We start from the raw sequence: 24,147 nt of genomic DNA, 5'->3' as shown, positions 1-24,147 counted from the left end.
AGGCACCCAGTGTGAACCTACCGCCGGCCCGACTGATCGACTTCCATTCCCACTGGGGCACAGAGCGAGGATGGAAGGGAAGCCCGTACGAGACCGCCGAGGACCGCGAGGCCCTGCAAAGCTACTTCAAGTGGGGCATGAGCTTCGTCAGCGACGAGGAGCAGGCCGTCCAGTTCCGCCGCGCCAATGTCAGGGTGATGCTCGACTTCGCGTTCACCTACACCATGGACGCCGGTGCACTACGCGACCAGCATGACTACGCCTTCGACTATGCGCGCAGGCACCCCGACGTCGTACTCGGCAACTGGATCGGCATCGACCCCACGCAACCAGCTCATGTCAAGGAACTCGAGCGTTGCCTGAGCGAGGGGACGGGACTCGTCGGACTGACGGTCCACTCGTTCACACCGGCCGGGACACCCGACCAACCGGAATGGGAGACCTGTCTGAACATGTGCATCGAGGCCAACCGTCCCGTCCTGGTCCATGTCGGCATGTCGGCCACCGGGGCCGGTACCCGCGGAGGCATGGGCATCACCCTGGAGGGCTGCCACCCCCGGTACGTCGACCGCATCGCGGCCAAGCATCCCGATCTGAACGTGATCGCGGCCCGGGTGGCGTGGCCCTGGCAGTCGGAGATGATCGCCGTCGCACTGCACAAGGCGAACGTGTGGATGGAGCTCCACGGCTGGTCACCGCGCTACTTCCCCGACGAGCTCAAGCGCGAGATCGGCAAACGGCTGCGCAAGAAGGTCTTCTTCGGAGCCGACTACCCGATGCTCGCCCACGACAGGCTGGTCGATGAGTGGCGCGCGGAGGGCTTCTCCTCCGACGTCCTCGACGACGTGTTCTCCGGCAACGCCGAGACCTTCCTCACCTCGATCGGAGTTCAGTGATGGACGTCGGACTGACCGGCAAGGTCGCCATCGTCGGCGGCGGCAGCGACGGCTTGGGATACGCCATCGCCGATCGGCTTCTGAAGGAAGGCGCCAATGTCACGATCTTCGCGCGACGCGCGGAGAAGGTCGCAGCCGCCGCGCAACGGCTCGCCAGCGCATACGGCGAGAAGAAAGTCCTCGGGCTGGCCGCCGACTGCTCGGCCGACACCGACATCGAGCGCGTCACCGCCTCGACCCTTGAGCGGTTCGGTCCAGCCGTTCACGTTCTGGTCACCAACGACGGCGGACCGCCGATCCGGCGCATCTCCGAGCTCACCGACGAGGTGTGGCTGAAGGCCTTCGAGCGCCATTTCCTCTACGTCGTCAGATCCGTGCGAGCCACCTTGCCGTACATGACCGCCGAAGGCGGCAGCATCCTCAACGTGGTCTCCGGCGTCGTCGAGCGCCCGGCCGTCGGCATGGCGGCGTCCGTCGGCGTGTGGTCGGCGGTGATCGGCTACGCCAAGACCCTCGCCCTGGAGGTCGCCAGGCAGGACATCAACGTCAACACTCTGTTGTCCGGATTCTTCGACACCGCCCTGCTGGGCGGACTGCTGGAACGGCAGCCAGAGCTGTCCAAAGCCGGCCTCGGGAACGGGGTACCGATGGGACGCATCGGGGAGCCCCGTGAGTTCGCCGACTTGGTCGGTGCGCTCGTGTCCCCCAACTTGCGTTTCGTCACCGGCGCGGTGATCCCGGTCGACGGTGGCGCCGGCATCGGCATGGGCGCGAGCTTCGACTCGCCGACGTCGAAGTGAGGCACTGCTCATGAAGCGGACCATGAAGATCTCGACGATGCTCACCTACGGCGCCGACCCGCGCGAGGCCGCTGAGCACATCACTCGGCTTGAGGCCGCCGGGCTCGACACCGTCTGGGTCGCCGAGGGGTACGGCTACGACTCGCCGACCCTGATGGGCTACCTGGCGGCCCGCACCTCAAGCGTGGAGATCGGCGCGGCCATCCTCAACGTCTACTCCCGCACCCCGACCATGCTCGCATCGACCGCGGCCGGCCTCGACAGCGTGTCCGGCGGTCGCGCCATCATCGGCCTCGGCGCCTCCAACCCGAAGATCATCGAGGGGTGGCACGGCATGCCCTTCGTACAGCCGACCGGCCGCACCAAGGAGACCGTCGAGATCGTCCGCGCGGCCCTGCGGCGCGAGGCGGTCGACTACAGCGGCCGCTCCTTTGAGATCCCTCTCCCGGCCGGTCGGGGCACCGGCCTCAGTGAGCCGCTGAAGATCATGACCAAGCCGCTACGCCCATCGATTCCGCTCTACATCGCCGCGCTCGGACCGAAATCAGTCGAAGGCGCGGCGGAGTACGCCGACGGCTGGCTGCCTTTCCTGTACCTCCCCGAGGGCGCCGCCGGGGTATGGGGCGACGCGCTTGCCGCAGGAACCGCGAAGCGCTCCGAAAACCTCGCGCCCCTGGAGGTCGTTGCCGGTGGGATCGTCGCTATCGGCGAGGACGTGAAGGAGATACTCGACCTCGCGCGGCCGATACTTGCGCTCTACATCGGAGGCATGGGCGCCCGCGGCAAGAACTTTTTCAACGACCTCGTCCGACGCTACGGTTACGAAGCCGAGGCCAAGGAGATCCAGGACCTCTACCTCGACGGCAAGAAGAAGGAAGCCGAGGCCAAGGTCCCGTTCCAACTCCTCGAACAGATCAACCTCGTCGGCCCGGCCTCTTACGTTCGGGAGCGGATCGAAGCATTCCGCGAGTCCGGGGTCACCAATCTCCAGGTGACCCCGGCCGGCGACGACCCCGCCGGACTCGTGCGCCAACTCAAAGAGTGGGTGGCCTGACTTCCGCTTCTGCGCCCCGCCGCGGCGGGACCCCATTGAGCTTCCCCCGCCCCTTGATGTTCCTCCGGCTTCGCGGTCACGCGTGTGAGGGGGACGATGGCCTGGAATTGGTGGTGTCGTCCGGACTTTTGGGGTGACTTCTACCCGAGTGCGGAGCGGCGCCGAGCGCGGTTGGGTGACCCTTCGATGTACTCGAAGGTCGCGTTGGCGAGTTCGAGACGAGGGTTCCAGCGCCGTCGGTTGGGCAGTTCCGTCTGCATCCTGTCCCAGAACACCTCGGCGACGACGTTGTGGTAGGGGTCGCCAACGGTTCCCAGAGAAGGGAGCAGCCCGGCCTTGCGGGAGCGTCCGGTGAAGGCCCATGAGGTGAACTGGGTGCTGTGGTGACCGTGGATCACGGCAACAGGGAGCCGGCCGTTCTCGCCGCGGGAGTCGTTGGGCATGCCCAGAGCGCTGGTGGCCAGGTCGGCCCGCTGCCACGAATCGAGATGGCCCAGCCGACTCGCATAGGCGCAGTCCGAAAGTCCGACAGCGGAACGACCTACACGGAGGGTGATCACCCATCTGAGTCCTCCGAGGCACGGCCGAGGCTGTCAGGCAGGCTCTCTGGTGTGGCCATAGTGTGGCCGAACTGCGTGACAGGGCTTTGGAACTTGGGGTATGGGGTGGCCGCATGTCCGTTTTTGAGTGAACTTTGTGGCACGCGGCCCCCCCGTGGCCGGGTCACGGGGCTCTGCTAATGCGGTTTGGGTTTACCGCTCGTTCCCAGGGTTTGAATCCCCGATCCTTCGCCACCTGACCATGGACCTCGTCCAAGATCTCGATCTCGGACGAGGTCCCTGTCGCATTCCGACGCCTACTCTGTTGGCCCTAGGTGACACGTGGTGAGCACGAGATGCCTTGGAGGCGTAACCGAGCCCAGGTCAGAGCCCCGAAATGGACCACCGGAACGACCACCCTGCGTGCCCGGCCTGCCTCCCGCGCCGGTCCGCCGGCGAAACCACCTTCGTCGGAACGGGCGGAACCGGCGCCTCGCCCGTCACGTCGTCGGCCGCCATGCGCGGAACGACGGCCGCGGCGGCCGCTTTTGACACCTCCGGTGGAACCGAGATGTACGTGTCAGCGGTGAACGAGTGACCCGAGTGCCCGAGCGTCTCGCTGATCACTTTCATGTCGACCTTTGTCGAACAGCTCCAGAGTGACCGTCCCGTGCCGCAGGTCTGGAAGCCGATCGGCGGCAGCGGAACACCGCTTAGCGCACCCTGTACGACCCCTTTCGCTGACGCGCGGCCGCCGCGCGATCCGGTGCGGCGCCCAGCCTTCCTGGACATGCCTCCAACGGACTCGCCCATGGCTTCCCCATGAGGACGTCGAACCGCGTGGAGATCCACTGAGTGCGAAGCGGCCTGCCGTCCGCCTGGGTGAACACACGGCCCGAGCCGCCCCAGACCTCCGCGCTGGCGGCGAGGCGCTCCTCTTCTGGACGTCCGTCGACCACTGGTCCTCGGCTGGACCACCTACGGCAGGCGGTGCCTCCCCATCCGGACGGCATCCAGAAACGCGGCCCATGCTGTCTCTGCGAACTCCAGCCCCGGGCCAGCACCTCCGGAAGCGCTGTCTCGAACGCCGACTCGACGTTCGCCGACTCGTCCGGCCTCGACGCAGTTGTTGCCCGTTCCGCTGTACGAGGACTTGCGCCACCCGGCATAACGTTCACGGCTGGTCATAATGATCTTCCTGGCGCGACGAGAGGGATCCTGTGACGTCCGCAGGCATCTCGCGTGGCAGAATCACCTCATACGAGGGCCCGGCCGTACGATGCAGCATCGGCCGCCGTCCGACCCGGCCCTTCAGCACGTCGGCGACCGCGGCAAGGGCAGCTCGGTGTTGGCCAAGCGGATGGCGACGAACTCCTCCGTCTGCAGCAGCCCTGGGGTGAGGTTCTGTTGGTACTCGCGGATCACGTTCGCGCCAGCCTCAAGATTGGCGAACCTGGCCTGACGCTCACCGATCCCCGACGACTCCCACCAGCCGTGCGATGCCGACTCCGCAGTGATCCGCACAAACTGTGTCCACTTGTCCCCTCGACACCAAGCACGTCCAGGAGTCGCCGAACATGCTCCTGACTCGGCGCCACGCGCGCGTTGCCCAGCTTGCTGATCACCCGCCGGTGCACGTGCGACCGCTGGCCGGTCCTGCGCCGAGACCCCGCCCGCTCCCGCAACTCGCGCAACTCCGCCGCAAGCCGCAGCCGACGCACTTACGGAGGAGGTGTCGCGAACTCATGCAAGGGCGATGAGGATGGCATTGTCTCCCAGCCTCGATGTCGACCTCCTGCTGGTTGCGAACCCTCGTAGGGGCGATGGGGACCCATCGCCCCTACGAGGGTTCGCAACGCGTGCTTGGTCAGCGCTTGCGCGCCGTGCGTGCTGGCGGCGGCCGTCTGGCTGTTCGTCGCTGGGTTTTGCCGTTGTATCCGGTAGCGGTCCTCGCCCCCGCCGAGGAGCGCGTTCAAGTACGGGCTGGGGAGCGGGAGGTGTCAGACGGGGAGGCCGAGGAGTTCGCGGTAGGAGCGGCGGTCGTTGACGTGGGGGAACGGGCGGGCGGGGCGGGGGCGGTCTAGGAAGGCGCAGAGGGGGGCCCAGCCGTCGGTGAGGCGCCATTCGAGGAGGCGGCCGGGCGGGATCGCGGCGCGTACGGCGGCGTTGTGGCGGTGGTAGGCGGCGATCATGGCGTCGCGTGAGGCCAGGTCGTCGGTGAAGTTGTGGGCGATGACCTTCGCGCCGAGAGTGGGGAGGCGCTGGAAGACCGGGACGACGGGGAGTGAGGACGCGGAGGCGGGGAGGGGGCTGGTCAGGGCCGCGTACACGGTTTCGCGGAAGCTGGCGTACCAGTCCTCGGGGTCGCGTGTGGAGAGTACGACGCGGACGTCCGGGAAGGCCGCGACGATTTCGCGCCAGAATGAGCACACGGGCCAGTCCAGGCCGGATTCGTACGAGGCGAAAAGCGCGTGCCAGTCGATGGGCTTTCCGGCGCAGGTGGCGGACCAGAGTTCCTGGTGGCCTGGCTCGTTCCACATCATCTCCGCGCTGTAGCACGGGGCGAGGCCGAGAATGTCGAAGGCCGCTTTCAGGGAGTGGGTGCCGGTTCTTCCCAGGCCCGCGTTGATGACTTTCATCGCACTTCCCTCTTGGAGTTTGTGGGTGTCATTCCTTCCGGGTCAGGAAGACGCCGTACTGCTTGATGCCGTTGATCCATTCGCCGACCGGGTGGAAGCCGTGCCGCGCGAGTTCGGCGGCGAACTCCGGGCGGCGGAACTTGACCGAGTAGTCGACGACGATCGGTTCGCCGCGGTCGAAGTGGAGTTCCAGGTCCAGGCGTCGCAGGTGCACTGTCTGCGGTTCGCTGGCGTAGAGGCTGGACTCGATCATGCTCGCCGCGTGGTCGTAACGGGAGTGGTCGTAGAATCGAGTCGGGTTGAAGTCGCCGGTGAAGAGTTCGTTGAGGCGGCGCAGGCGGTTGACGCGGAACTCTCCCCATAGTTCGCTTCCCGGCGGGTCGTTGTAGGCGGTCTCCAGGATCTCCGCCGGTTTTTCAAAGTCGGCCGTTGTGAGGAAGTAGTCGCCCGGCTTGCAGGAATGGGAGATGTCGTGGAGTAGGGCGTCGCGTTCGGTGGGGAGCATGTTTCCGAGTCCGCTGCCGATGAACGCGAGCATGCACGGTTCCGTACGGTTCTCGCGGACCCATTTCAGGCCCGATTCCCATCGGGCGATCAGTCCGGCGACCGACAGGGTGGGCATGAGACCGAGCAGGCGCCGCGACGTTCCTTCGAGCATCTCGCGGCTGACGTCGATCGGCACGAACGTCGCGGGGCCTCGTTGGGTCATCGCCTCCAGCAGGTGGCGGGTCTTGCGGGCGCTGCCGCTGCCGAGTTCGACCAGGGTCGGGCATCCGGCCAGGCGAACGATCTCGTGCCCATGGTCGCGGAGCAGACGTTCCTCGACCCAGGTGAGGAAGTATTCCGGCAGGCGGGTAATGGCGTCGAAGAGTTCTGAGCCTCGTTCGTCGTAACCGTAGTAGGACGGAATGCGGCGGGGTCGCCCTTGCAATGAGCGCCGGAGGTCTTCGCCGTCGAGCCACAACTCGTCGGGCTTGTCCAACTCCAGGACGTCGAGACGTGAATCCATGGCGAGACCGCACCTCAGATCGTGGCGTAACCGAACGCCCACAGCAGGGCGGCGCCGGCGGCGGTGAGTTTGTGGCGTGCCTGGTGGCGCACCAGCGAGTACGGCGCGTCGAGCACCGGGCCGGCGACTTCGCCATCGCGTACGGCGGGAAGGTCGTGCATGAACACGGTGCGGCCCGTTTCGGCGAAGCGCGCGAAGAGTTCCTCCGACACGCGGAACGGGGCGAACGCCGACCGCCATCCCGTCGTACCGCGGGACTTGCCCATCGATTCCCAACGGGTCGTGTAGACGGCGTCAACGGGGTCGGGTATCGCGGGGATGGAGTCGAAGAGGCGGAGGTGTGCGCCGGGGGCGTGGTGGTCGTTGACGAAGGCGATGACTTCCTCCGGCAATCCGAATCCCGAAGGGCAGTAGAAGTCGAGCCGGACGCCGTCGATGCGGGACATGAGAAGCGCCAGTGCCGCAGCGGTGTTGTTGCCTTCGCCGAAATACGCGATGCGGAGACCTTCGGCCGCTCCGAACCGTTCGACCAGCGCGCAGTAGTCGGCGATCGCCTGGGTGGGGTGCTCCTCCACGCTCAGCGCGTTGATCGTCGCGGGTACGTGCCGCGAAAGGGCGCGCATGTCGTCCAACGGCCCGTCGGTCCTGACGACGAGGCCGTCGAGGTATTCGGAGAGGACCTGCCCGGTGTCGGACCAGGACTCTCCCGTGGTGACCTGGAGTTCACCCGGACCGAAGCTGATGGCGTCGGCTCCGAGGTCGGTGGCCGCCCTCCAGAACGAGGTCCGCGTACGAGTCGAGGGCACGCTGAAGAGCAGCCCTATTCGGCTTCCGGCGAGGATTCCGCGGTGGGCGTCAGGTGATCGGACCAGCTCCTGAGCGAGGCCGAGTATTTCCTCGTGCAGTTCCGCGGGAAGGTCTCGGTGGGAGAGAAGCGGTCGGGGCTCTGTGCGGGTCAGTGCGTTCCCTGCGGCAATGCCACGGTGCGCCACTTGTGCTCGCCTTCCTCGGCCGGCCGGGCGAATTCACGTTCCGGGCAGGTGGCCGACCGGCCTGACTCCAACGCACACTTGGATTTACAGGAACCATCAGCCTCATCCGGATGTTACTCCCCACGGAGGCGGATCCGTCAAGGCCGATCGGGTGGACGGCCGCTAATCGGCCTGCTCTCTGGCTTTCGTCGGATCGCACGACGGGAGTTGATGCGCCGTTCCCTGACGTTCGCGTTAGTAATGGCTTGCCGTGAAGCTCAGGATTCAAACCCCTCCGGTTCCCGTTCCACGCGGGTTACGACAATTCAAGGCTGAGCAGGAAAGCGGCGGCCGAGAGCACGAGGGCGGTTCCGAGGGCGGCCGTACTGCCCGCCTTCTCGACCACGGCGCCCGCGGCGGCGTTGCCCACCGCCGCGCCCGCCAGCGACGCGGACAGCAGCCACGTGAAGGCTTCGGTCAGCACGCTGTCCTGCGCGAGCTCGCCGACCAGCCGGAATTGGACGATGCTCGCGGGCGCGACGGCGAAGCCGCCGACGACCAGGAACGCGGCCAGCCAGCCCGGACCCGAGCACAGCGGCAACGGGGCGAAACCGGCGATGGTGACGGCCAGCCAGAGGCGGTACTGGGCGCCGAGGGCGCGGCGGCTGCTCCGGCTCCCGTACCAGAGCCCGCCCGCGATGCTGCCCAGCCCGAACGCGGCCAGGTACAGGCCCGCGAGCCCGGCCATCGCGTGCTCGGCGGCGAATCCGGTCACCGCCACCTCCAGCGCGCCGATCGCCGCCGAGCTGACCAGCACCGTCACGAGGACGCCGGCGATCCCGGGGGCGGCGAGCGCTCCCCACGGCGGCGGCCGTTCCCGCGCGGCGGGCCGTACGCGGCAGGCGGGCGCCGAGGCCACGAGCACGGTCCCGACCGCGGTCAGCCCGGCGATCACGAACATCGCCAGTTCCGGCGAGTGCAGCACGGTCAGGGCGGTGACCAGCGGCGGGCCGACCCCGTAGTAGATCACCTGGAGGAGTACCGCATCGAGGGCGAACGCGGCCTCGCAGAGACCGGCGCTCGGCAGGCGCTGCCACAGCACGCGCACCACGGGCCCCACCGGCGGCAGCGTCGCCCCCGCCGCAGCAGCCGCGACGACCACCCCCGCGTCGTCGCGCAGCCAGGTGGAGAACAGCACGACCGACAGCAGCGCGAACGGCTGGAGCACCCCGGTCGCCATCAGGACCGGCATCGGCCCGAACCGGTCCACCAGCCGTCCCCGGATCGGGCTGGTCAGGCCGCTGGCAAGGGCGAACGACGCCGCCACGCCCCCGCCAGCGCGAACGACCCGCTGTCGCGCTGCACCAGCAGCAGCAACGCCAGTGCCGTCATGCCGAGCGGCAGCCGCGCCACCGCGGACGGAATCCCAATCCGGCGCGTCACCGGCTCGCCGACCAGCGCGATATACCGCCCCAGCCCCACCGCAGCCTCGCTGCGCACCGCGGGCCTGCCGTCCACTGAGGGTTCGCTGTCTACCGCGGGTTCGCTGCGTACTGTGGGCCCGTCGTCCACTGCGGGCCTGCCGTCCACTGCGGATTCGCTGTCTACCGCAGGCTCGCCGCGCACTGCGGGTTCGCCGTCCACTGCGGGTTCGCTGGGAGTTGCGGGCTTGTTGGGAGTTGTGGACTCACCGCGCACAGCGGGCTCGCCGTCCGCCACGGGCTGGCTGCGCGCTGCGGGTTCAACGTCCATCGCGGGCTGGCTGCGCGCTGCGGGCTCGTTCACCGCGGGCTCGCCGGGTGCTGTGGGTTTGCTGCACTCGGCGGATTCGCGCTCCGGGATCATCGGCCGCGATCTCCACGGTCGTCGTTCCGGTCGGACTGGTCGGTCCGGTCGTTCTGTTCGGGCTGGTCGGCCTGCTCGGGTCCGTCGTTTCTGGCGGGCTGGACGGGTCGTTTGGACTGGTCGGTCTGGTAGGGCCGGTCGGTCTGGGCGTTCCTGGCGGGTCGGTTTGGTCGGTGGGTCGGGTCGGCCTGGGGTGGTCGGTTGTTCCTGTCGGGCCGGTCGTTCTGTTTGGCCTGGGCATTTCCGTCGGGCTGGGGGTTCCTGTCGTTCTCGTCTGACCGGGCGGATTGGTTGGTGTGGGTGGGACGGGCGTTTTCGTTGGGACGGGTGGTCGGGTCGGGACGCATGAGGTCGTTACTTCCCCGCGGCGCGTGGTGTCACCGTGCGTGAGTGTGATGGGCGGGGAAAGTCATCCCGGAAGGGTGCCTCTGGTGTCGGTGATGTAGGTGTCCTGGCCTGCGGGGACGGCGGCGGCGATTTGGATTGCGGCTAGGAGCGTTAGGACGGTCAGGGCGATCGTCCAGCCGTGTGTGACGTCGTGCAGGGCGCCTGCGGCCAGGGGGCCTAGGGCGGAGAGCAGGTAGCCGATGGTCTGGCTGAACGCGCTCAGCTCGGCGGTCGTCTGGGCGTCGCGGGAGCGCAGCAGCGGGATCGCGTAGCCGAGGCCGGTGCCGGTGCCGAGACCGGCGCCGCACAGGAGCATCCAGGCGGCCGTGAGCGTCGTGGGCGCGGCCAGCAGGCCGGCGAGGCCGAGCGCGAGCAGCGCGCCGCCGATGGCGAGGCACCAGACCTGGCGGCGGGTGCGGCTGGCGAGGATCGGCATGGCCAGGGCGAACGGGATGGCGGACAGGTTGGCCACCGAGAGCATCGCGCCGGCGCGGGAGTCGCTCATCCCGGCGTCGCCGAGGATCGTCGGGAGCCAGGCGGAGAGCGTGTAGAACAGCACCGTCGGCATCGCGAAGGACAGCGCGACCGCCCAGGCCAGCGGGACGCGCCACAGTCCGCGGGGCGCTCGGGGGCGCGGCGCGGCGAGGTCGGTGGTCCTCGCGCGCAGTTGGGGGAGCCAACCCAGCATCCCCACCAGCAGCGGAACGGCCCAGAGGCCGAGGGTGGCGCGCCAGCCGAGGTGCGTGCCGTGCTGGAGGGGGAGCGTGAAACCCGCCGCCGCGGCGGCGCCCACGTAGAGCGACATCGTGTAGAGGCCGGTGAGCAGGCCCACGCGGGACGGATGGTCGCGCTTGATCGCGGCCGGCAGCAGGACGTTGCCGAACGTGACGCCGAGGCCGATGACGGCGGTCCCGAGGAACAGGAACGCGGTGGCCGGGATCAGGCGTACGCCGAACCCCAGCAGGACGACCAGCAGCGACAGCGAGATGGCGTGCTCGATGCCCAGCCGGCGGCCGATCGCCGGGGCGCTCGTGGACAGCAGGACGAAGCAGATGAGCGGGAGGGTGACCAGCAGGCTGGCCGCGGTGCTGGAGAAGCCCTCCTGGTCCTGGATCCGGTCCAGGAGCGGTGAGACGGCGGTGATGGGCGGGCGGAGGTTGAACGCGACCAGCGCGACGCCGATCGCCACCGCTCCGAGGGTCTTGCGGCCGGGGGCGGGGGGTCGGGTGGCGGGCATCAGGTCCCGGGCGATTTTTATCCGTCCTTAACTGGGTTTCGGTCGGCACGCCGGCGGCGCGCGCTCGGATCGGTGTCCGCCTCATACGGTGGCATAACTGTCCGCGCGTGGCCATATGACGGAAGATAAGCTATTACGTAAATCTTATGTAATAACTCCTGCTCGTCGACCGGATAAGGACGACCTGTAATCGGCCGAACACGGAGGGTTGGTTGACCTGCCGGGAGAGATGACCTTGACTTTCGAGCATTGCAGTCGTGCTTTGCCGGCCTTCGGCGGAGCGGTTCGCCGTGCAATAGGGGTCGATGATGCCTGGGCGTCAAAGTCCCGAGGCGACCGCCAATCCGGGCCGACGGAGTTTCCCGCCAACGGCTGTGGTGTACGCGATGACCTGGGCGTTCGCCCGGATCATCGGGTCTCCTAATTGATCCGTCCTGCCGTCCGTTCGTGCGCAAGGTGAGGAAGGGGAGTGCTCCCAGTGGTGGGCGACAGCGTTCCGGAAGGAGGGAGCGAGCACTTCACCTGCGTCGGAATCGGTATCGGCCCGGCCAATCTGAGTCTCGCCTCCCTCCTTTATGATCACCCGGAAGTGCCGAATGTATTCTTCGATCGCAAGGAGTCGTTCGGCTGGCACGACGGCCAACTCGCGCCCGGTGTGACGCTCCAGGTGTCGATGGTGAAGGACCTCGTCACCCTCGCCGATCCGGGCAACCGCTTCTCCTTTCTGGCCTACCTCTACGCCGAAGGCAAGATCTACCACTATCTGAACGCGCAGTTCGACGCGGTGCCTCGCTCGGAGTTCCGCAACTACCTGGAGTGGGCGAGCCGCCGGAACGCGAACCTGGTCTTCGGCGAGAACGTGCTGTCGGTCGATTTCGACGGCGTCTTCACCGTCCGCACCGGCACCCGCACGGTCACGGCCGACAACGTCGTGCTCGGCGTCGGCCGCGAGCCGAAGCTCCCGGACGTGCCCGGAGCCGAACGGGGGACGGCCAGTTCCACGTCTGCGACCTGGTCGACCGCGCCCGCGGGCTCGGCGGCAAGAGGGTCTGGGTGGTCGGCGGCGGGCAGTCCGGCGCCGAGGCGTTCCTCGACCTCATCTCGCGCCCGGCCACCGAACTCCCGCGCCGGGTCGGCTGGATCACCCGGCGGCGCAACTACTTCCCGCTGGACGACTCGCCGTTCAGCAACGACTACTACATGCCCTGCTACTCGGAGTACTTCTCCGGGCTGCCGGGCGCGACCCGCGACCTGCTCAACAACCGGCACCTGCTGACCAGCGACGGCATCTCCGAGGCGACGCTGCGCGCGATCTACCAGCGGATGTACGAGCGCCGCTTCGTCGACGGGGCGGCCGACCTGATGGCGCTGCTCCCGAACCGGGAGGTCGTCCGGGTCGCCGGGGACCCGGCGGGCGGCTGGGACCTGTCGCTGGTGCACAACGACCATCCGGGCACGGTCGAGACGGTCGAGGCCGACGTGATCGTCTGGGCCACCGGCTTCGCCCCGCCCCGGATGGACTTCCTCGCGCCGATCGCCGGGCGGCTGGAGCGCGACGGGACCGGCGCGGACGGCGAGTTCAAGATCGACCGCGACTTCGCGCTGCGCTGGGACGGCCCGCCGAACCGCAACATCTTCGTGCAGAACGGCGCGCGCCGCCAGCGCGGCCTCGCCGACTCCAACCTGAGCCTGCTCGCCTGGCGCAGCCAGCGCATCGTGGACCGCCTCCGCGGCGTCCGGACCGACCCGCAGATCGAGTCGTTCCTGGAGTGGTCGCCCAAGCTCCCGGCGCAGCGCGTCCAGGAGGTGTGAACCGGTGAAGGCGCCCTCCATCGCCGTAGTCGGCGCCGGCGTCGTCGGATGCGCGGTCGCCCGCGAGCTGCGCGCCCGCGTCCCCGAGGCGGCGGTGTCGCTGATCGACCAGGACGTCCTGGCGACCGGCGCGAGCCGCCGTTCCGCCGGGCTGCACTTCCCCCGGGGCGCGACGCCGCGGGTCCGTTCGATGACGCGGCACAGCCAGGACTTCTACGACGCGCTGCGTACGGCCCGTCCGTCCCTCCCGATCCGGCCGCTCGGCTTGGAGGTCGTGGCGAGCGAGACGTCCGAGAGCGAACTTCGCGAGATCTACCTGGACCGGGCCGGGCTGACCCGCGCCGACCGGGTGAGCGAGCCGTCCGTCCGCCTGCCGAAGAAGGCGCGCGTCTGGCGCGGCGAGGGATGCCTCCACGCGGACGTGTCGTCGCTGGCCCAAGCTCTCGTCCACGGCCTGCGCCCGTCCGTGACCGTACGCGAGGGGCAACGCGTCACCGCCGTCGAGCCGCTCCGCGAGGGGGTCACCCTGCGCTTGGGCAGCGGCGAGACCCTGACCGCCGACCGGGTCGTCCTCGCGCCGGGCCCCTGGCTGTCGGCGCCCGCCTGGGCCGACCTGGTCGCGCCGCTCGGCGCGCGCGTGAAGAAGGTCGTCGCGCTCCACATCATGCGCCCGCCGGACGACGCCGGCCGGGCCGTCGTGTTCCACGACGAGGACGCCTTCCTGCTGCCGCTGCCCGACCGGGGCCAGTGGCTGTTCAGCTTCACCAGGAACGACTGGGACGTGAACCCCGACACCGTCTCCGACGGTCTCGGCGCCGACGACGTGCGCGAGGGGCTGGAGGTCCTGCGCCGCTACGCGCCCGGACTCGCCGAGGAGCCCATCGCGGGCCGCGTGTTCTGCGACGCCTACAGCCCGTCCCGAGAGCCCCTGGTGGCCGCGCTGGCGGACCCCCGGATCGTCTTCGCCGGAGCCGCGAACGGCTCCGGCTTCCGCCTCGCCCCGGCCATAGCAACGGAAACCGCCGACCTCCTCGGCCTCCCCACCCCACCCCAGCCCCCACCCCGCCCCGAACGCGCAGGGACCCCGGGACGACCGGGACGACCGGGGCGGCTGCGTCCGCCGCGTCCGTCGGGACGGCTGCGAGTGCCGGAACTGCCGAGGCCGCCCCGCCCGCCGGGTCCGGGGCGTCCGCCGGGTCCGGGGCGTCGGCCGGGCCTGTCGCGAATGCCGGGCCTGTCGCGTCCGCCGGGTCCGCCGGGGCCTTCGGGGTTGGTGCGCCTGCCGGGTCCGGCGTGGGTGCTGCGCCTGTTGTGTCCGCTGGGGTTGTGGGGGTCGAGTTGATCGTTTGAGGAGTTCGCAGTGATCATCAGTGCTTACGAGGCGGCCGATCTGGATGGGGCGCTCGGCATCGAGATGGGCTCCATCGACCGCACCGCCACGCCCGCCGCCTGGGCGCGGGTGGCGCCCGGCGGCAGGTCCGACCCGGACCGGCATGACGAGTGCGAGATCTGGGTGATCGTCCAGGGCGTCGGGGACGTCGTCGTGGACGCCGGCCGCCACCGGGTGACCGCCGGGACCGTCGTCGCGTACGAGCCGTTCGAGACGCACGTCGTCGAGAACACCGGTGACACCGATCTGGTCTTCGTCACGTTCTACTGGCGCGACGCCGGGCGCGCGCAGGCGGCGGCGGGGCGGCGCGGGGGCGGCGCTTCGGCGAACGGCCGCTCTTCGTCTTCTCGACCCCGCCGACCCCGAACGGGGACCTGCACCTCGGCCACCTGTCAGGCCCGTACCTGGGAGCCGACGCGTACGTCCGGTACCAGCGGATGAACGGCGCACGCGCCTGGCACCTCACCGGCAGCGACGACTTCCAGAGCTACGTGCTCGGCGCGGCGCGGCGCGATGGGCGCGGACCGGCGGAGACCGCCGCGCACTACAGTGCCGAGATAGCCGAGACGTTGCGGCTGATGGACATCGTCCCGGACCAGTACACGGTCACCAACGGCGACGACGGCTACCGGTCGGGGCTGAGGGCGTTCTTCAGCCGGGTGGCGGCGTCCGGGCAGGTGGCGCCGTCCGAGGCGCCCGCGCTGTTCGACCCCGATTCGGGGGAGTACGTCTACGAGGGCGAGGTACGCGGCGGCTGCCCGGGTTGCGGGGACACCACCGGCGGCAACATCTGCGAGGAGTGCGGCGAGCCCAACGTGTGCACGGACCTGGCCGATCCGCGCCTGTCCAGGTCGGGGAAGGCCCCGGAGGCGCGGCCCGTACGGCGCTTCACGCTGCCGCTGCACAAGTTCGCCGACGATGTCGCTGAGCACCACCGGCTGGGCCGCGTCCCGGCGCGGCTGCGGGAGCTCGCCGACCGCGTCTTCCAGCGGGACGGCCTGGACGTGCCGATCACGCATCCGTCGCGGTGGGGCGTGGCTCCGCAGGAGAACGACGTCAGCGGGCAGGTCATCTGGGTGTGGCCGGAGATGGCGTACGGGTTCCTGCACGGGATCGAGGCGCTGGGCCGTCGCGCGAGCGAGGACTGGCGCGCCGACGCCCCGGACCCCGACTGGAAGATCGTGCACTTCTTCGGGTACGACAACAGCTTCTACCACGCCGTTCTCTACCCGGCCCTCTACCGGCTCGCTCACCCGGACTGGCACCCGGACATCGATTACAACGTCAACGAGTTCTACCTGCTGGACGGCGAGAAGTTCTCCACGAGCCGGCGGCACGCGGTCTGGGGCAAGGAGATCCTCTCCCCGGAGAGCGTGGACGCGGTGCGCTTCTTCCTCGCCCGCACGCGTCCGGAAGGGCGGCGCACCAACTTCACCCGTGACGCGTACGCGGCCGTACTGCGGGACACGCTGATCGGCACCTGGCAGACCTGGCTGAACGACCTCGGCGCCCGGATCGCCGACCACCACGACGGCCGCGCACCGGACGCGGGCGTGTGGACGCCCGAGCACACCGCGTTCCTGGACCGGCTCGCCGTGAGGCGTACGGCGCTGGCGGGCGCGCTCGGGCAGGACGGCTTCTCCCTCAACCGCGCGGCCGACGAGCTGAACGGCATCGTCGAGGACGCGGTGGCGTTCTCGCGGCTGGAGGCGCCGGCCGCCCGGATCGACCGCTGGTCCTCGCAGGCCCGTTCGGCGATCGCGCTCGAACTCGCGGCGGCGCGCCTGCTGTCGCGGTGCGCCCTGCCGGTGATGCCGCGTTTCGCCGCCCGGCTCGCCGCGGCGCTCGGGGACCCCGTCCCGGCGAAGTGGCCGGACGGCGTCGAACTCGTCCCGCCGGACACGGCGATCGACCTGGCCAAGCAGGTCTTCTTCGCCAGCGAAACGGTCGGCGCGGGGCGGGGTGACGTGTCCTGATGGACTCGCTGATCAATCGCGTCGTCGCGGGTCCGGCGCCCGAGGGGCACCGGGTCACGTTCGCCCGCCTCGGCGCGTCGGAGTCGGTGGAGCTGCCCGAGCTGCGGGCGATGGCCGGGAACGTGGCGCAGGGTCTGCGGAGGCTGGGCGTACGGCCCGGCGACAGGATCGGCATCCTGTCGGCCAACCGCCTGGAATGGGTGCTGCTCGATCTGGCCGCGCTGCGGCTCAAGGTGGTGACCGCCGGACTGGAGCCCGGGAAGTTCGATCCCCGTCCGGAACTGCTCGAACGGTACGGACTCAGCGCGCTCTTCACCGACCAGCCGATTTCCAGGGAAGACGGCGAGACGCACAAGGGCATCCTGCCTATCGAGGATGTGCGGGCCCTGGCGCAGCCGTCGCCGGGGGACGCACCCCTGCCGGACGTCTCGTACGACCCGGGCGAGGCGACGACGCTCAAGTTCACCTCCGGCAGCACGGGGCGGCCCAAGGGGCTGGCCGCCACGGCGGGCAGCATCGACAGCTCTCTGCGCGCGGTGCAGGGGATGTTCGCGCACGGTCCCGGGGACGACATCTTCGTGTTCCTGCCGCTGTCGCTTCTCCAGCAGCGCTACTGGATCTACTCGGCGCTGTGCTTCGGGCACGACGTCACGGTCAGCACCTACGAGGCCGCGTTCGCGGTGATGCCGAGCGTCCGGCCGACCGTGGTGATGGGCGTCCCAGGCTTCTTCGAGACCGCGATGCGCCACGTGCGGGAAACGGGAGGCGAACCCCGCGAGCTGTTCGGCGACCGCGTCCGCTACCTGTGGACGGGCTCGGCCCCGGCGCGCGCCGAGATGCTGCGCTTCTTCAACGAGGCGGGCGTGCCGATCTACGAGGGCTACGGGCTGAACGAGACCTGCATCGTCACCAAGAACCATCCCGGGGCGAGCCGCGAGGGCAGCGTCGGACGGGTCGTTCCCGGCAAGCACGTCGTCCTGGACGAGGACGGCGTCATCCACGTCCGCTCCGACCATCCCGTGGCGCGCCGCTACGAGTACTGCGCCCCGGCGAGTCGGAGGCGATCTTCCTGCCGGACGGAACGGTCCGCACCGGCGACGTCGGCCACCTCGACGAGGACGGGTTCCTGTTCGTGCACGGCCGCGCGGACGACGCGATCGTGCTGGACAACGGCAGGAACGTGATCGTCCGGCCGATCGAGGAGCGGATGCGGGCCGAGCCGGCGATCGCCGAGTGCGTGGTGTTCTGCCCGGACCAGACCCGGCTCGTCGCGGTGGTCTCCCCCGCCGGGACGGGCGCGGACGAGGCGGCGATCAGCGCGCGGCTCGCCGCCGTCAACGCGGGCCTCGAACCGGACGAGCGGATCAGCCGGGTGATCGTCGCCGACCCGCCGTTCAGCATCGGCAACGGCCTGCTGACCTCGCAGTACAAGCCGCGGCGCCAACGCATCCTCGACGCCTACCGGCACGAGCTGAGCACCAGGGAAAGGGGAATCCATGCCCGCTGACGTGGAACGGGCCGCACGCGAGCACTTCCTGAGGGTGATCGCGTCCGACGACGAGCCGGAGGACCTGGACCTCGAACTCGACATGAACCGGGAGTACGGGCTGACCTCGCTCAACAAGGTGCTGTTCCTGACCTCGGTGTGCGAGACGACGGGCGTCCCCCTGTCGGCGTTCACCGAGCAGGACCTTGCGGGCATGCGGACGCTGCGCGACGTGACCGACGCGCTCGCCCGCAACGTGGGGAGCACGGCCTGATGGGCTGGGCCGAGGCGGCGGCGAGCACGCTGGAGAACGACCATGTCCGACTGCGGCCGATCACGCCGGACGACCGGGAGTCGCTGCACGCCATCGCGATGGACCCCCGGATCTGGCGGTACTTCGTGTCGCTGGTCGAGACCGACGAGGACTACCACGCGTTCTTCGACGCCGCGCTGGACGACCAGGCCGCCGGCCGCAGGGTGGTGTTCCACATCACCGACAAGGGGACGGGCCGGGCGGCGGGCAGCATGAGCTACGGCAACCTCGCCGAGCGCGACGGGCGGCTGGAGATCGGCTGGTCCTGGCTGGGCGTGGAGTTCCAGGGCAAGGGCGTCAACCGCTGGGCCAAGTACCTGCTGCTGGAGCACGCGTTCGAACGGCTCGGCGCCGAACGCGTCGAGTTCAAGACCGACGAGCTGAACGTCCAGGCGCGCAAGGGCCTGCGGAACATCGGCGCCGTCGAGGAGGGCACCCTGCGCAGCTTCAACCCGATGCCGGGGGACGCCGCCGCGACGCGGTCTACTACAGCGTGCTGCGGGCGGAGTGGCCGGACGCCAAGCGGCGGCTGGCGAGCAGCCCCGAGATCCGGCATCCGGAAGGCGCCGGGGCATGACCGCCGTCCCGTTCGTCAGCGCCGCGGGCTCCCCGCGCGACCTCGGCCGCCGGCACGGGGCGGCGCTGGCCACCGGGCTGCGCGCGTTCCTCGGCGACGACCTCGCCCGGCTCGACCGCATCCTGGAGGCGCCGGTCCCGCCCGGGGAGCTGCGGCGCGCCGTCCAGGCCCACACGGCGGTCGTGGAGGAGGCGGTCCCCGAGCTGGCCGAGGAGGTCCGCGGCCTGGCGGACGGCGCGGGCATCGAGCCGGAGCAGGCGATGCTGCTCCAGCTCCGCCGCGAGCTGATGGGCTACCGGCGCGTTCCCGCGACCGGCGACTGCACGACGTACGCGCGCGCGGCGTCCCGCGCCGGGTCTCGCGGCGAGCCGGTCGTGGCGCAGACCGTCGATCTGAACGGCGACCTGGACGACCAGATCGCCGTGCTGCGCCTCGCCCGGGACGGCGCGCCCCGCCGCGTCCTGGTGCTCAGCTTCGCCGGGCTGCTCGGGTACGTCGGGCTCAACAGCGACGGCCTCGCGGTCGGCCTGAACCTCGTCTTCGGCGGCACGTGGCGTCCCGGCGTGCCGCCCTACCTGGCCGTACGGCATGTGCTGGACGAGGCGGAGTCGGTGGACGAGGCGGTCGCGATCCTCAAGGGCCTGCCGCTGGCGAGCTCGCGGTGCTTCACGCTGTGCGACGCGTCCAAGGCCGCGTACGCGGAGGCCGTCGACGACGAGCTGCGCGTGGTCGAGGCGGACGAGACCGTCCACACCAACCACTACCTGCATCCCGACCTGGAGCCGCGGGACGAGATCAACGTCTTCGCCCGCAACTCGTCCGCGCGCAGGCTGGACGCCTGCCGGACGGCCCTGGCCGGTCTGCCGCGCGACGCCGATCCCGAACGGCACTTCGCCCTGCTGTGCGAGCCGCCGATCCGCGTGCCCGGCAACGGGGACGTCCGTACGGACCGGACCGTCGCCGCCGTCGTGATGCTCCCGGCGCGCGGCGAGCTGCACGTGCGGCCCGGCGATCCGGCCCGTTCCGCCACCGAGATCTTCACCCTGGAGGGCCCGAGTGAGCGTTGACCGCGGGATGCTCGCCCTCCCCTTCTACGACGAGCGGCACCGGGAGCTGGCCGAGCGGATCGTCCAGTGGTGCGACAAGAACGCCGACCTGTGGACGGACACCACCGACCCGACCGGCACGGCCGATACGGCGGCCCCGGCCGATCCGGAACGGGTCGTCCGCTCGACGCTGCGGGCGCTGGGGGAGGACGGCTGGTTCGACTGGGACGGCGACCACCGGTCGCTGTGCCTGGCGCGGGAGGCGCTGGCCTACGCGGACGACCTGGCCGACTTCGCGTACTCCATCCAGTCGCTCGCCGCGACGCCGCTGGCGCGGCACGGCGATGAGGAGCAGCGCCGGCGCTTCCTCCCGCACCTGGCCAGCGGGGCGCTCATCGGCGCGTTCGCACTGTCCGAGGAGGGCGCGGGCTCGGACGTCGCCGCGATCGGCCTGGCCGCGGAGCCCGACGAAGGCGGCTACCTGCTGAACGGGCGGAAGGCGTGGATCGCCAACGGCACCATCGCCGACCTCTACTGCGTCATCGCCCGTACGGGCGACGGTCCGGGCCCGCTCGGGCTGACGGCCTTCCTGGTGCCCGCGTCCACGCCGGGCATCAGCGTCGAACCGGTCCGGCTGATCGCGCCGCGCCCGTTCGCCAACCTGGAGTTCACCGACTGCCGCGTCCCGGCGGAGAACGTCCTCGGCGGGCGCGGCAAGGGCTTCGCCATCGCCATGGACCTGCTCGACCGGGTGCGAATGACGGTCGGCGCGGCGGCCCTGGGGTTCGCCCGGCGGGCGGTGGACGCCGCGTACCTTCGGGCCAGGGAACGGGCCATCTACGGCGGCACGCTGCTCGACGTGCCCGGCGTCCGCGCCGCGTTCGCCGACGCCGAGGTCAAGCTGAACGCCGCAGCGCTGCTGGTGGCGCGGGCGGCGTGGGAGACCGACCGCGGCACGAGGCGCGCCCCCAAGGACTCCGCGATCGCCAAGCTGTATGCCACCGAGCGGGCCCAGGAGATCGTGGACGCCTGCGTCCAGCTCCACGGCGCGGCCGGGCTCGTCGGCGGCAGCCTGCCCGAACGGCTGTACCGGCAGATCAGGTCGCTGCGCGTGTACGAGGGCCCGTCGGAGGTGCAGGCGGCGATCGTCGCGGACGCGCTGGACGTCCGGGCGCGCGTGCGCGGGCGGGGCGCGTGCGCGGGGCGGGCCGGTGATGACCGCGAACCCGCCGCTGTGGATGCGCCACGAGATCCGTCCCACCGAACGGCGCGCGCCGCTCGTCCCGCTGGACGCGGCCCGGCTCGTCCGCGGCGGGGCCTCGATCACCGTGGAGGAGTCGCCGCAGCGCGCCTTCCCGATCGGCGACTACGCCGCGGCGGGCTGCGCCGTCGCGGGCGCGTGCACGTGGCCGGACGCCTCGCCGGACACGGTGGTCCTCGGGCTGAAGGAGCTCCCCGACCTGCCGCGGACGCTCAGGCACCGGCACATCTACTTCGGCCACGCCTACAAGGGGCAGCCGCACGCGGCGCACCTCCTGCGCCGCTTCCGCGCGGGCGGCGGGGCGCTGCTGGACCTGGAGCACCTCACCGGCGACGACGGGCGCCGCCTCGTGGCGTTCGGCCACTGGGCCGGATACGTCGGCGCCGCGCTGGCCGTCCTGCACCATCGCGGACGGCTCACCGCGCCCCTGGTCCCGACGACGGTACGGGCCATCGAGGACGCCCTGCGCGAGCGCGTGGACGACGACGTGAGGGCGCTGGTCGTCGGGGCCCTCGGCCGGTGCGGCCGGGGCGCCCGCGAGGCCCTCGCGCTGGCGGGCGTTCCCACGACGGCCTGGGACGTGGAGGAGACGGACCCGCTCGACAGGGACGCCGTCCTCGACCACGACATCCTCGTCAACGCCGTCTTCGCGAGCGGACCGGCCGAGCCGCTGCTGACGCGGGCCGAGCTGGCGCGGCGGACGGGCCGCCTGCGGATCGTCGCGGACGTCACGTGCGACTCCGGTTCGCCCGCCGACATGCTGCCCGTCTACGACCGGCCGACCACGTGGGAGCAGCCGGTCGGCCCGCTGCGCGACGCGGCCTCGCCGATCGACCTCATCGCCATCGACAACCTGCCGTCGCTGGTCCCGGAGGAGTCCAGCGTCGCGTTCTCCGCCCAGCTCGCCCCGCACCTCGCGACGGTGGGCGAGATGGCGCCGCCGTGGCGCCGCTGCCTGGCCGCCTACGAACGAGCCGATCGCTCCGTACAGGAGAAGGACGATGTCTGAACTGGTCACCCCCAGCGGGACCGTGCACTGGGTCGGGGCGGGCCTGTCGTCCGGCGGCGGCCTCGTGCCCGTCCACGAACGCGCCGACCGGCTCCTGCTCTGGAACCGCCGCCCGGAACGCGCCGAGGCGCTGCTGGAACGGCTCGGCCTGCCGGGGCCGCCGTGCGCGGGTACGACCGCGACGCGCTCGCCGCGGAGATCTCCCCCGGCGACGTCGTGGTCTCGATGGTCCCGGCCGACCTGCACACCGAACTGCTGGACGCCTGCCTCGAACGCCGCGCGCACTTCGTGTGCTCCAGCTACGTCTCCGAGGCGATGGCGGCCCGGGGCCCGGCCGCCGAACGCTCCGGCCTCGTCGTGCAGACCGAGGCCGGGCTCGATCCCGGCATCGACCACCTCCTCGCCCACGTCCTCGTGGGGGACGCGCGGGAAGCGCTCGGCGACGGCCCCGCCTCGGTCGCGTTCACCTCGTACTGCGGCGGCGTCCCGGCCGAGCCGAACGACTTCCGCTACCGCTTCAGCTGGGCGCCGCGCGGCGTCCTCACCGCCCTGCTCACCCCGGCCCGCCACATCGAGGAGGGCGAGGAGCGGACGGCCGAACGCCCCTGGGAGGCCACCGTCCCGTACGAGCTGGACGGCGAGACGTTCGAGGCCCTGCCGAACCGCGACAGCGTCCCGTTCGTCGCCCAGTACGGCTTCCCGTCCGCCTGGCGGATCGACACGTTCATCCGCGGGACGCTCCGCCTGGACGGATGGCTCGACGCCTGGTCGCAGGTCTTCGCCGTCCTGCGGGAAGGCGACGGCACGCGGATCGACGCGCTGGCGAAGGACCTCGCCGCCCGCTATCCCGCGACGGACGCCGACCTCGACCGCGTCGTCCTCGCCGTGTCGCTCGACGCGCGCGGCCCCACGGGGCGCTGGCACGGCCGCTGCGTCCTCGACGTCGTCGGCGACCGGCACGAGAGCGCGATGGCGCGCTGCGTGTCCCTGCCGCTGGCCTGCGCGATCACCCGCCTGCTGGACGGCGCGACGCCTCCGGGCCTGCGCCGCGCCGCCGAGAGCGCGCGAGAGTCCCGGGAGTGGCTGGACCTCCTCGGCCGGTACGGGCTCCACCACCGCACGGAGGTGAGCGCGCCATGACCTGGCTGACGCACCGTCCCCGGCGGTCGGCGCGGGTGCGGCTCTTCTGCCTGCCGCACTCGGGCGGCGGAACGTCGGCGTTCCGCGACTGGCCGGACGACCTGCCCGGCTGGATCGACGTGGTGCCGGTCGCGCTGCCCGGCCGCGAGGAACGGCTCGACGAGCCCTCGCTCCAGTCGATGACCGAACTCGCCGCGGCGGTCGGCGACGCGCTGCGCCCCCACCTCGACCGCCCGTTCGCGCTGTTCGGGCACAGCATGGGGGCCCTGCTGGCGTACGAGATCGCACTCCGCCAGCTCCGCGCGGACGGCCCCGCGCCGGTCGCGCTGCTCGTCGCGGGCATCGCGCCGCCGCACCGACTCCCGCCGAGCGACCTGCACACCCTGCCCGACGACGCGTTCCTCGACGCCCTCGCCTCTCTCGGCGGCATCCCCGACCGGCTGCGCCAGGAGGACGACCTGCTCCGCGGCGCGCTCCCGGCGATGCGCGCCGACACCACCGTCGTCGGCACCTACCGGCACCGCGCGGGCCCGCTGCTCGACTGCCCCCTCGTGGCGTTCTGCGGCGCCGACGACCCCCTCGGCCCCCGGCCGACATGCCCGCCTGGGCCGACCTGACCACCGGCCCGGCCACGGTCCGCGAACTCCCCGGAGACCACTTCTTCGTCTCCACCCACCGCCCGGACCTGACCCGCCTGATCAAAGCCACCCTCCGCCACCACCTGCCAGCCCCCTCGACCACACCACCCGCCACGCTCCCC

General features: G+C 70.8%; 24 protein-coding genes and 3 pseudogenes. 16 read left to right on the top strand and 11 right to left on the bottom strand.

Annotated features, from left to right (window positions below; translation table 11 throughout):
- The first annotated feature begins 11 nt into the window (after window positions 1-11).
- The 3 genes from GEV43_RS13685 to GEV43_RS13675 are packed head-to-tail and all read left to right on the top strand — an operon-like array spanning window position 12 to window position 2,750.
- Window positions 12-896, top strand: a complete 885-nt coding sequence (locus tag GEV43_RS13685; protein ID WP_160821027.1) for an amidohydrolase family protein — start codon at window positions 12-14, stop codon at window positions 894-896.
- A complete protein-coding gene (locus tag GEV43_RS13680; protein WP_160821026.1) occupies window positions 896-1,696 on the top strand; it encodes an SDR family oxidoreductase in 801 nt (266 codons plus the stop codon). The genes GEV43_RS13685 and GEV43_RS13680 overlap by 1 nt, the downstream gene beginning before the upstream one ends.
- A 22-nt stretch (window positions 1,697-1,718) precedes the next feature.
- Window positions 1,719-2,750 (top strand): LLM class F420-dependent oxidoreductase, encoded by a 1,032-nt coding sequence (locus GEV43_RS13675; protein WP_160821025.1) that lies wholly within the window; start codon window positions 1,719-1,721, stop codon window positions 2,748-2,750.
- A gap of 140 nt (window positions 2,751-2,890) precedes the next feature.
- On the opposite strand, the gene GEV43_RS13670 is transcribed toward GEV43_RS13675, so the two are convergent.
- From GEV43_RS13670 to GEV43_RS13625, 11 genes are all read right to left on the bottom strand, one after another.
- Window positions 2,891-3,310, bottom strand: a complete 420-nt coding sequence (locus GEV43_RS13670; RefSeq protein ID WP_160821024.1) for a hypothetical protein — start codon at window positions 3,308-3,310, stop codon at window positions 2,891-2,893.
- 363 nt (window positions 3,311-3,673) lie between these two features.
- Window positions 3,674-3,922, bottom strand: coding sequence for a hypothetical protein (locus tag GEV43_RS13665; protein WP_160821023.1), 249 nt, complete (start codon window positions 3,920-3,922; stop codon window positions 3,674-3,676).
- A 345-nt stretch (window positions 3,923-4,267) separates the two neighbouring features.
- Window positions 4,268-4,477: a DUF397 domain-containing protein gene (locus GEV43_RS13660; RefSeq protein ID WP_160821022.1), complete on the bottom strand. Its 210-nt coding sequence runs from the start codon at window positions 4,475-4,477 to the stop codon at window positions 4,268-4,270.
- Between the two features lie 123 nt (window positions 4,478-4,600).
- A complete protein-coding gene (locus tag GEV43_RS54830) occupies window positions 4,601-4,813 on the bottom strand; it encodes a Scr1 family TA system antitoxin-like transcriptional regulator (RefSeq protein WP_164717133.1) in 213 nt (70 codons plus the stop codon).
- Window positions 4,711-5,010, bottom strand: coding sequence for a helix-turn-helix transcriptional regulator (locus tag GEV43_RS56080; RefSeq protein ID WP_160821021.1), 300 nt, complete (start codon window positions 5,008-5,010; stop codon window positions 4,711-4,713). Before GEV43_RS56080 ends, GEV43_RS54830 begins: the two co-directional genes overlap by 103 nt.
- Window positions 5,011-5,289: 279 nt before the next feature.
- Window positions 5,290-5,928: a sulfotransferase family protein gene (locus GEV43_RS13650; protein ID WP_160821020.1), complete on the bottom strand. Its 639-nt coding sequence runs from the start codon at window positions 5,926-5,928 to the stop codon at window positions 5,290-5,292.
- Window positions 5,929-5,956: 28 nt separating this feature from the next.
- Entirely contained in the window at window positions 5,957-6,937 is a 981-nt protein-coding gene (locus GEV43_RS13645; protein WP_160821019.1) for an L-histidine N(alpha)-methyltransferase, read from the bottom strand.
- Between the two features lie 14 nt (window positions 6,938-6,951).
- The gene (locus tag GEV43_RS13640; protein WP_160821018.1) at window positions 6,952-7,929 is read right to left on the bottom strand and encodes an ornithine carbamoyltransferase; all 978 of its coding nucleotides are present in this window, start codon (window positions 7,927-7,929) and stop codon (window positions 6,952-6,954) included.
- Between the two features lie 295 nt (window positions 7,930-8,224).
- Window positions 8,225-9,235 carry an MFS transporter gene (locus tag GEV43_RS13635; protein ID WP_160821017.1) on the bottom strand — a complete coding sequence of 337 codons (1,011 nt, stop codon included), beginning with the start codon at window positions 9,233-9,235 and terminating at the stop codon, window positions 8,225-8,227.
- Window positions 9,202-9,753 carry a hypothetical protein gene (locus GEV43_RS13630; protein ID WP_160821016.1) on the bottom strand — a complete coding sequence of 184 codons (552 nt, stop codon included), beginning with the start codon at window positions 9,751-9,753 and terminating at the stop codon, window positions 9,202-9,204. Before GEV43_RS13630 ends, GEV43_RS13635 begins: the two co-directional genes overlap by 34 nt.
- 409 nt (window positions 9,754-10,162) lie before the next feature.
- Window positions 10,163-11,329 carry an MFS transporter gene (locus tag GEV43_RS13625; RefSeq protein ID WP_160821015.1) on the bottom strand — a complete coding sequence of 389 codons (1,167 nt, stop codon included), beginning with the start codon at window positions 11,327-11,329 and terminating at the stop codon, window positions 10,163-10,165.
- A 517-nt stretch (window positions 11,330-11,846) separates the two neighbouring features.
- On the opposite strand from GEV43_RS13625, the pseudogene GEV43_RS13620 reads away from it, so the two are divergent.
- From GEV43_RS13620 to GEV43_RS13570, 13 genes and pseudogenes are all read left to right on the top strand, one after another.
- Window positions 11,847-13,189: pseudogene (locus GEV43_RS13620) on the top strand (lysine N(6)-hydroxylase/L-ornithine N(5)-oxygenase family protein).
- 4 nt (window positions 13,190-13,193) lie between these two features.
- Window positions 13,194-14,531: an FAD-binding oxidoreductase gene (locus GEV43_RS13615; RefSeq protein WP_160821014.1), complete on the top strand. Its 1,338-nt coding sequence runs from the start codon at window positions 13,194-13,196 to the stop codon at window positions 14,529-14,531.
- Between the two features lie 18 nt (window positions 14,532-14,549).
- A complete protein-coding gene (locus tag GEV43_RS48040) occupies window positions 14,550-15,020 on the top strand; it encodes a cupin domain-containing protein (protein WP_206681160.1) in 471 nt (156 codons plus the stop codon).
- Complete coding sequence (locus GEV43_RS13610; RefSeq protein ID WP_206681467.1) at window positions 14,954-16,555, top strand: class I tRNA ligase family protein; 1,602 nt, start codon at window positions 14,954-14,956, stop codon at window positions 16,553-16,555. Before GEV43_RS48040 ends, GEV43_RS13610 begins: the two co-directional genes overlap by 67 nt.
- Entirely contained in the window at window positions 16,555-17,739 is a 1,185-nt protein-coding gene (locus tag GEV43_RS13605) for an AMP-binding protein (protein WP_206681159.1), read from the top strand. Before GEV43_RS13610 ends, GEV43_RS13605 begins: the two co-directional genes overlap by 1 nt.
- Window positions 17,688-18,062, top strand: coding sequence for a hypothetical protein (locus tag GEV43_RS48035; protein ID WP_206681158.1), 375 nt, complete (start codon window positions 17,688-17,690; stop codon window positions 18,060-18,062). The genes GEV43_RS13605 and GEV43_RS48035 overlap by 52 nt, the downstream gene beginning before the upstream one ends.
- On the top strand, window positions 18,052-18,315 hold the full coding sequence (locus tag GEV43_RS13600) for an acyl carrier protein (RefSeq protein ID WP_160821013.1): 264 nt from the start codon (window positions 18,052-18,054) through the stop codon (window positions 18,313-18,315). Before GEV43_RS48035 ends, GEV43_RS13600 begins: the two co-directional genes overlap by 11 nt.
- A pseudogene (locus GEV43_RS50125) lies at window positions 18,315-18,716 on the top strand (GNAT family N-acetyltransferase); the annotation flags it as partial. The gene GEV43_RS13600 and the pseudogene GEV43_RS50125, both read left to right, overlap by 1 nt.
- Before the next feature lie 211 nt (window positions 18,717-18,927).
- Complete coding sequence (locus tag GEV43_RS13590) at window positions 18,928-19,998, top strand: C45 family peptidase (RefSeq protein WP_160821012.1); 1,071 nt, start codon at window positions 18,928-18,930, stop codon at window positions 19,996-19,998.
- 7 nt (window positions 19,999-20,005) lie between these two features.
- Window positions 20,006-21,088 (top strand): annotated as a pseudogene (locus tag GEV43_RS13585) (acyl-CoA dehydrogenase family protein); the annotation flags it as partial.
- A 103-nt stretch (window positions 21,089-21,191) separates the two neighbouring features.
- A complete protein-coding gene (locus tag GEV43_RS13580) occupies window positions 21,192-22,247 on the top strand; it encodes a saccharopine dehydrogenase (RefSeq protein ID WP_160821011.1) in 1,056 nt (351 codons plus the stop codon).
- Window positions 22,248-22,409: 162 nt separating this feature from the next.
- The gene (locus tag GEV43_RS13575) at window positions 22,410-23,387 is read left to right on the top strand and encodes a saccharopine dehydrogenase C-terminal domain-containing protein (RefSeq protein ID WP_206681157.1); all 978 of its coding nucleotides are present in this window, start codon (window positions 22,410-22,412) and stop codon (window positions 23,385-23,387) included.
- Entirely contained in the window at window positions 23,384-24,004 is a 621-nt protein-coding gene (locus tag GEV43_RS13570) for a thioesterase II family protein (protein WP_160821010.1), read from the top strand. Before GEV43_RS13575 ends, GEV43_RS13570 begins: the two co-directional genes overlap by 4 nt.
- The last annotated feature ends 143 nt before the right edge of the window (window positions 24,005-24,147 follow it).

This window comes from Actinomadura sp. J1-007, assembly GCF_009793335.1.
Lineage (GTDB): Bacteria > Actinomycetota > Actinomycetes > Streptosporangiales > Streptosporangiaceae > Spirillospora > Spirillospora yumaensis.
This window is presented reverse-complemented; position numbering and strand designations above follow the sequence as displayed.

Excerpts from the sequence above, each read along its gene's own strand:
- GEV43_RS13660 (WP_160821022.1), bottom strand. The coding sequence starts at position 4,477 with ATGACCAGCCGTGAACGTTATGCCGGGTGGCGCAAGTCCTCGTACAGC.
- GEV43_RS13600 (WP_160821013.1), top strand. The coding sequence starts at position 18,052 with ATGCCCGCTGACGTGGAACGGGCCGCACGCGAGCACTTCCTGAGGGTG.
- GEV43_RS13650 (WP_160821020.1), bottom strand. The coding sequence starts at position 5,928 with ATGAAAGTCATCAACGCGGGCCTGGGAAGAACCGGCACCCACTCCCTG.
- GEV43_RS13675 (WP_160821025.1), top strand. The coding sequence starts at position 1,719 with ATGAAGATCTCGACGATGCTCACCTACGGCGCCGACCCGCGCGAGGCC.
- GEV43_RS13630 (WP_160821016.1), bottom strand. The coding sequence starts at position 9,753 with ATGATCCCGGAGCGCGAATCCGCCGAGTGCAGCAAACCCACAGCACCC.
- GEV43_RS13570 (WP_160821010.1), top strand. The coding sequence starts at position 23,384 with ATGACCTGGCTGACGCACCGTCCCCGGCGGTCGGCGCGGGTGCGGCTC.
- GEV43_RS13665 (WP_160821023.1), bottom strand. The coding sequence starts at position 3,922 with ATGAAAGTGATCAGCGAGACGCTCGGGCACTCGGGTCACTCGTTCACC.
- GEV43_RS13605 (WP_206681159.1), top strand. The coding sequence starts at position 16,555 with ATGGACTCGCTGATCAATCGCGTCGTCGCGGGTCCGGCGCCCGAGGGG.
- GEV43_RS13680 (WP_160821026.1), top strand. The coding sequence starts at position 896 with ATGGACGTCGGACTGACCGGCAAGGTCGCCATCGTCGGCGGCGGCAGC.
- GEV43_RS13645 (WP_160821019.1), bottom strand. The coding sequence starts at position 6,937 with ATGGATTCACGTCTCGACGTCCTGGAGTTGGACAAGCCCGACGAGTTG.
- GEV43_RS13590 (WP_160821012.1), top strand. The coding sequence starts at position 18,928 with ATGACCGCCGTCCCGTTCGTCAGCGCCGCGGGCTCCCCGCGCGACCTC.
- GEV43_RS13580 (WP_160821011.1), top strand. The coding sequence starts at position 21,192 with ATGACCGCGAACCCGCCGCTGTGGATGCGCCACGAGATCCGTCCCACC.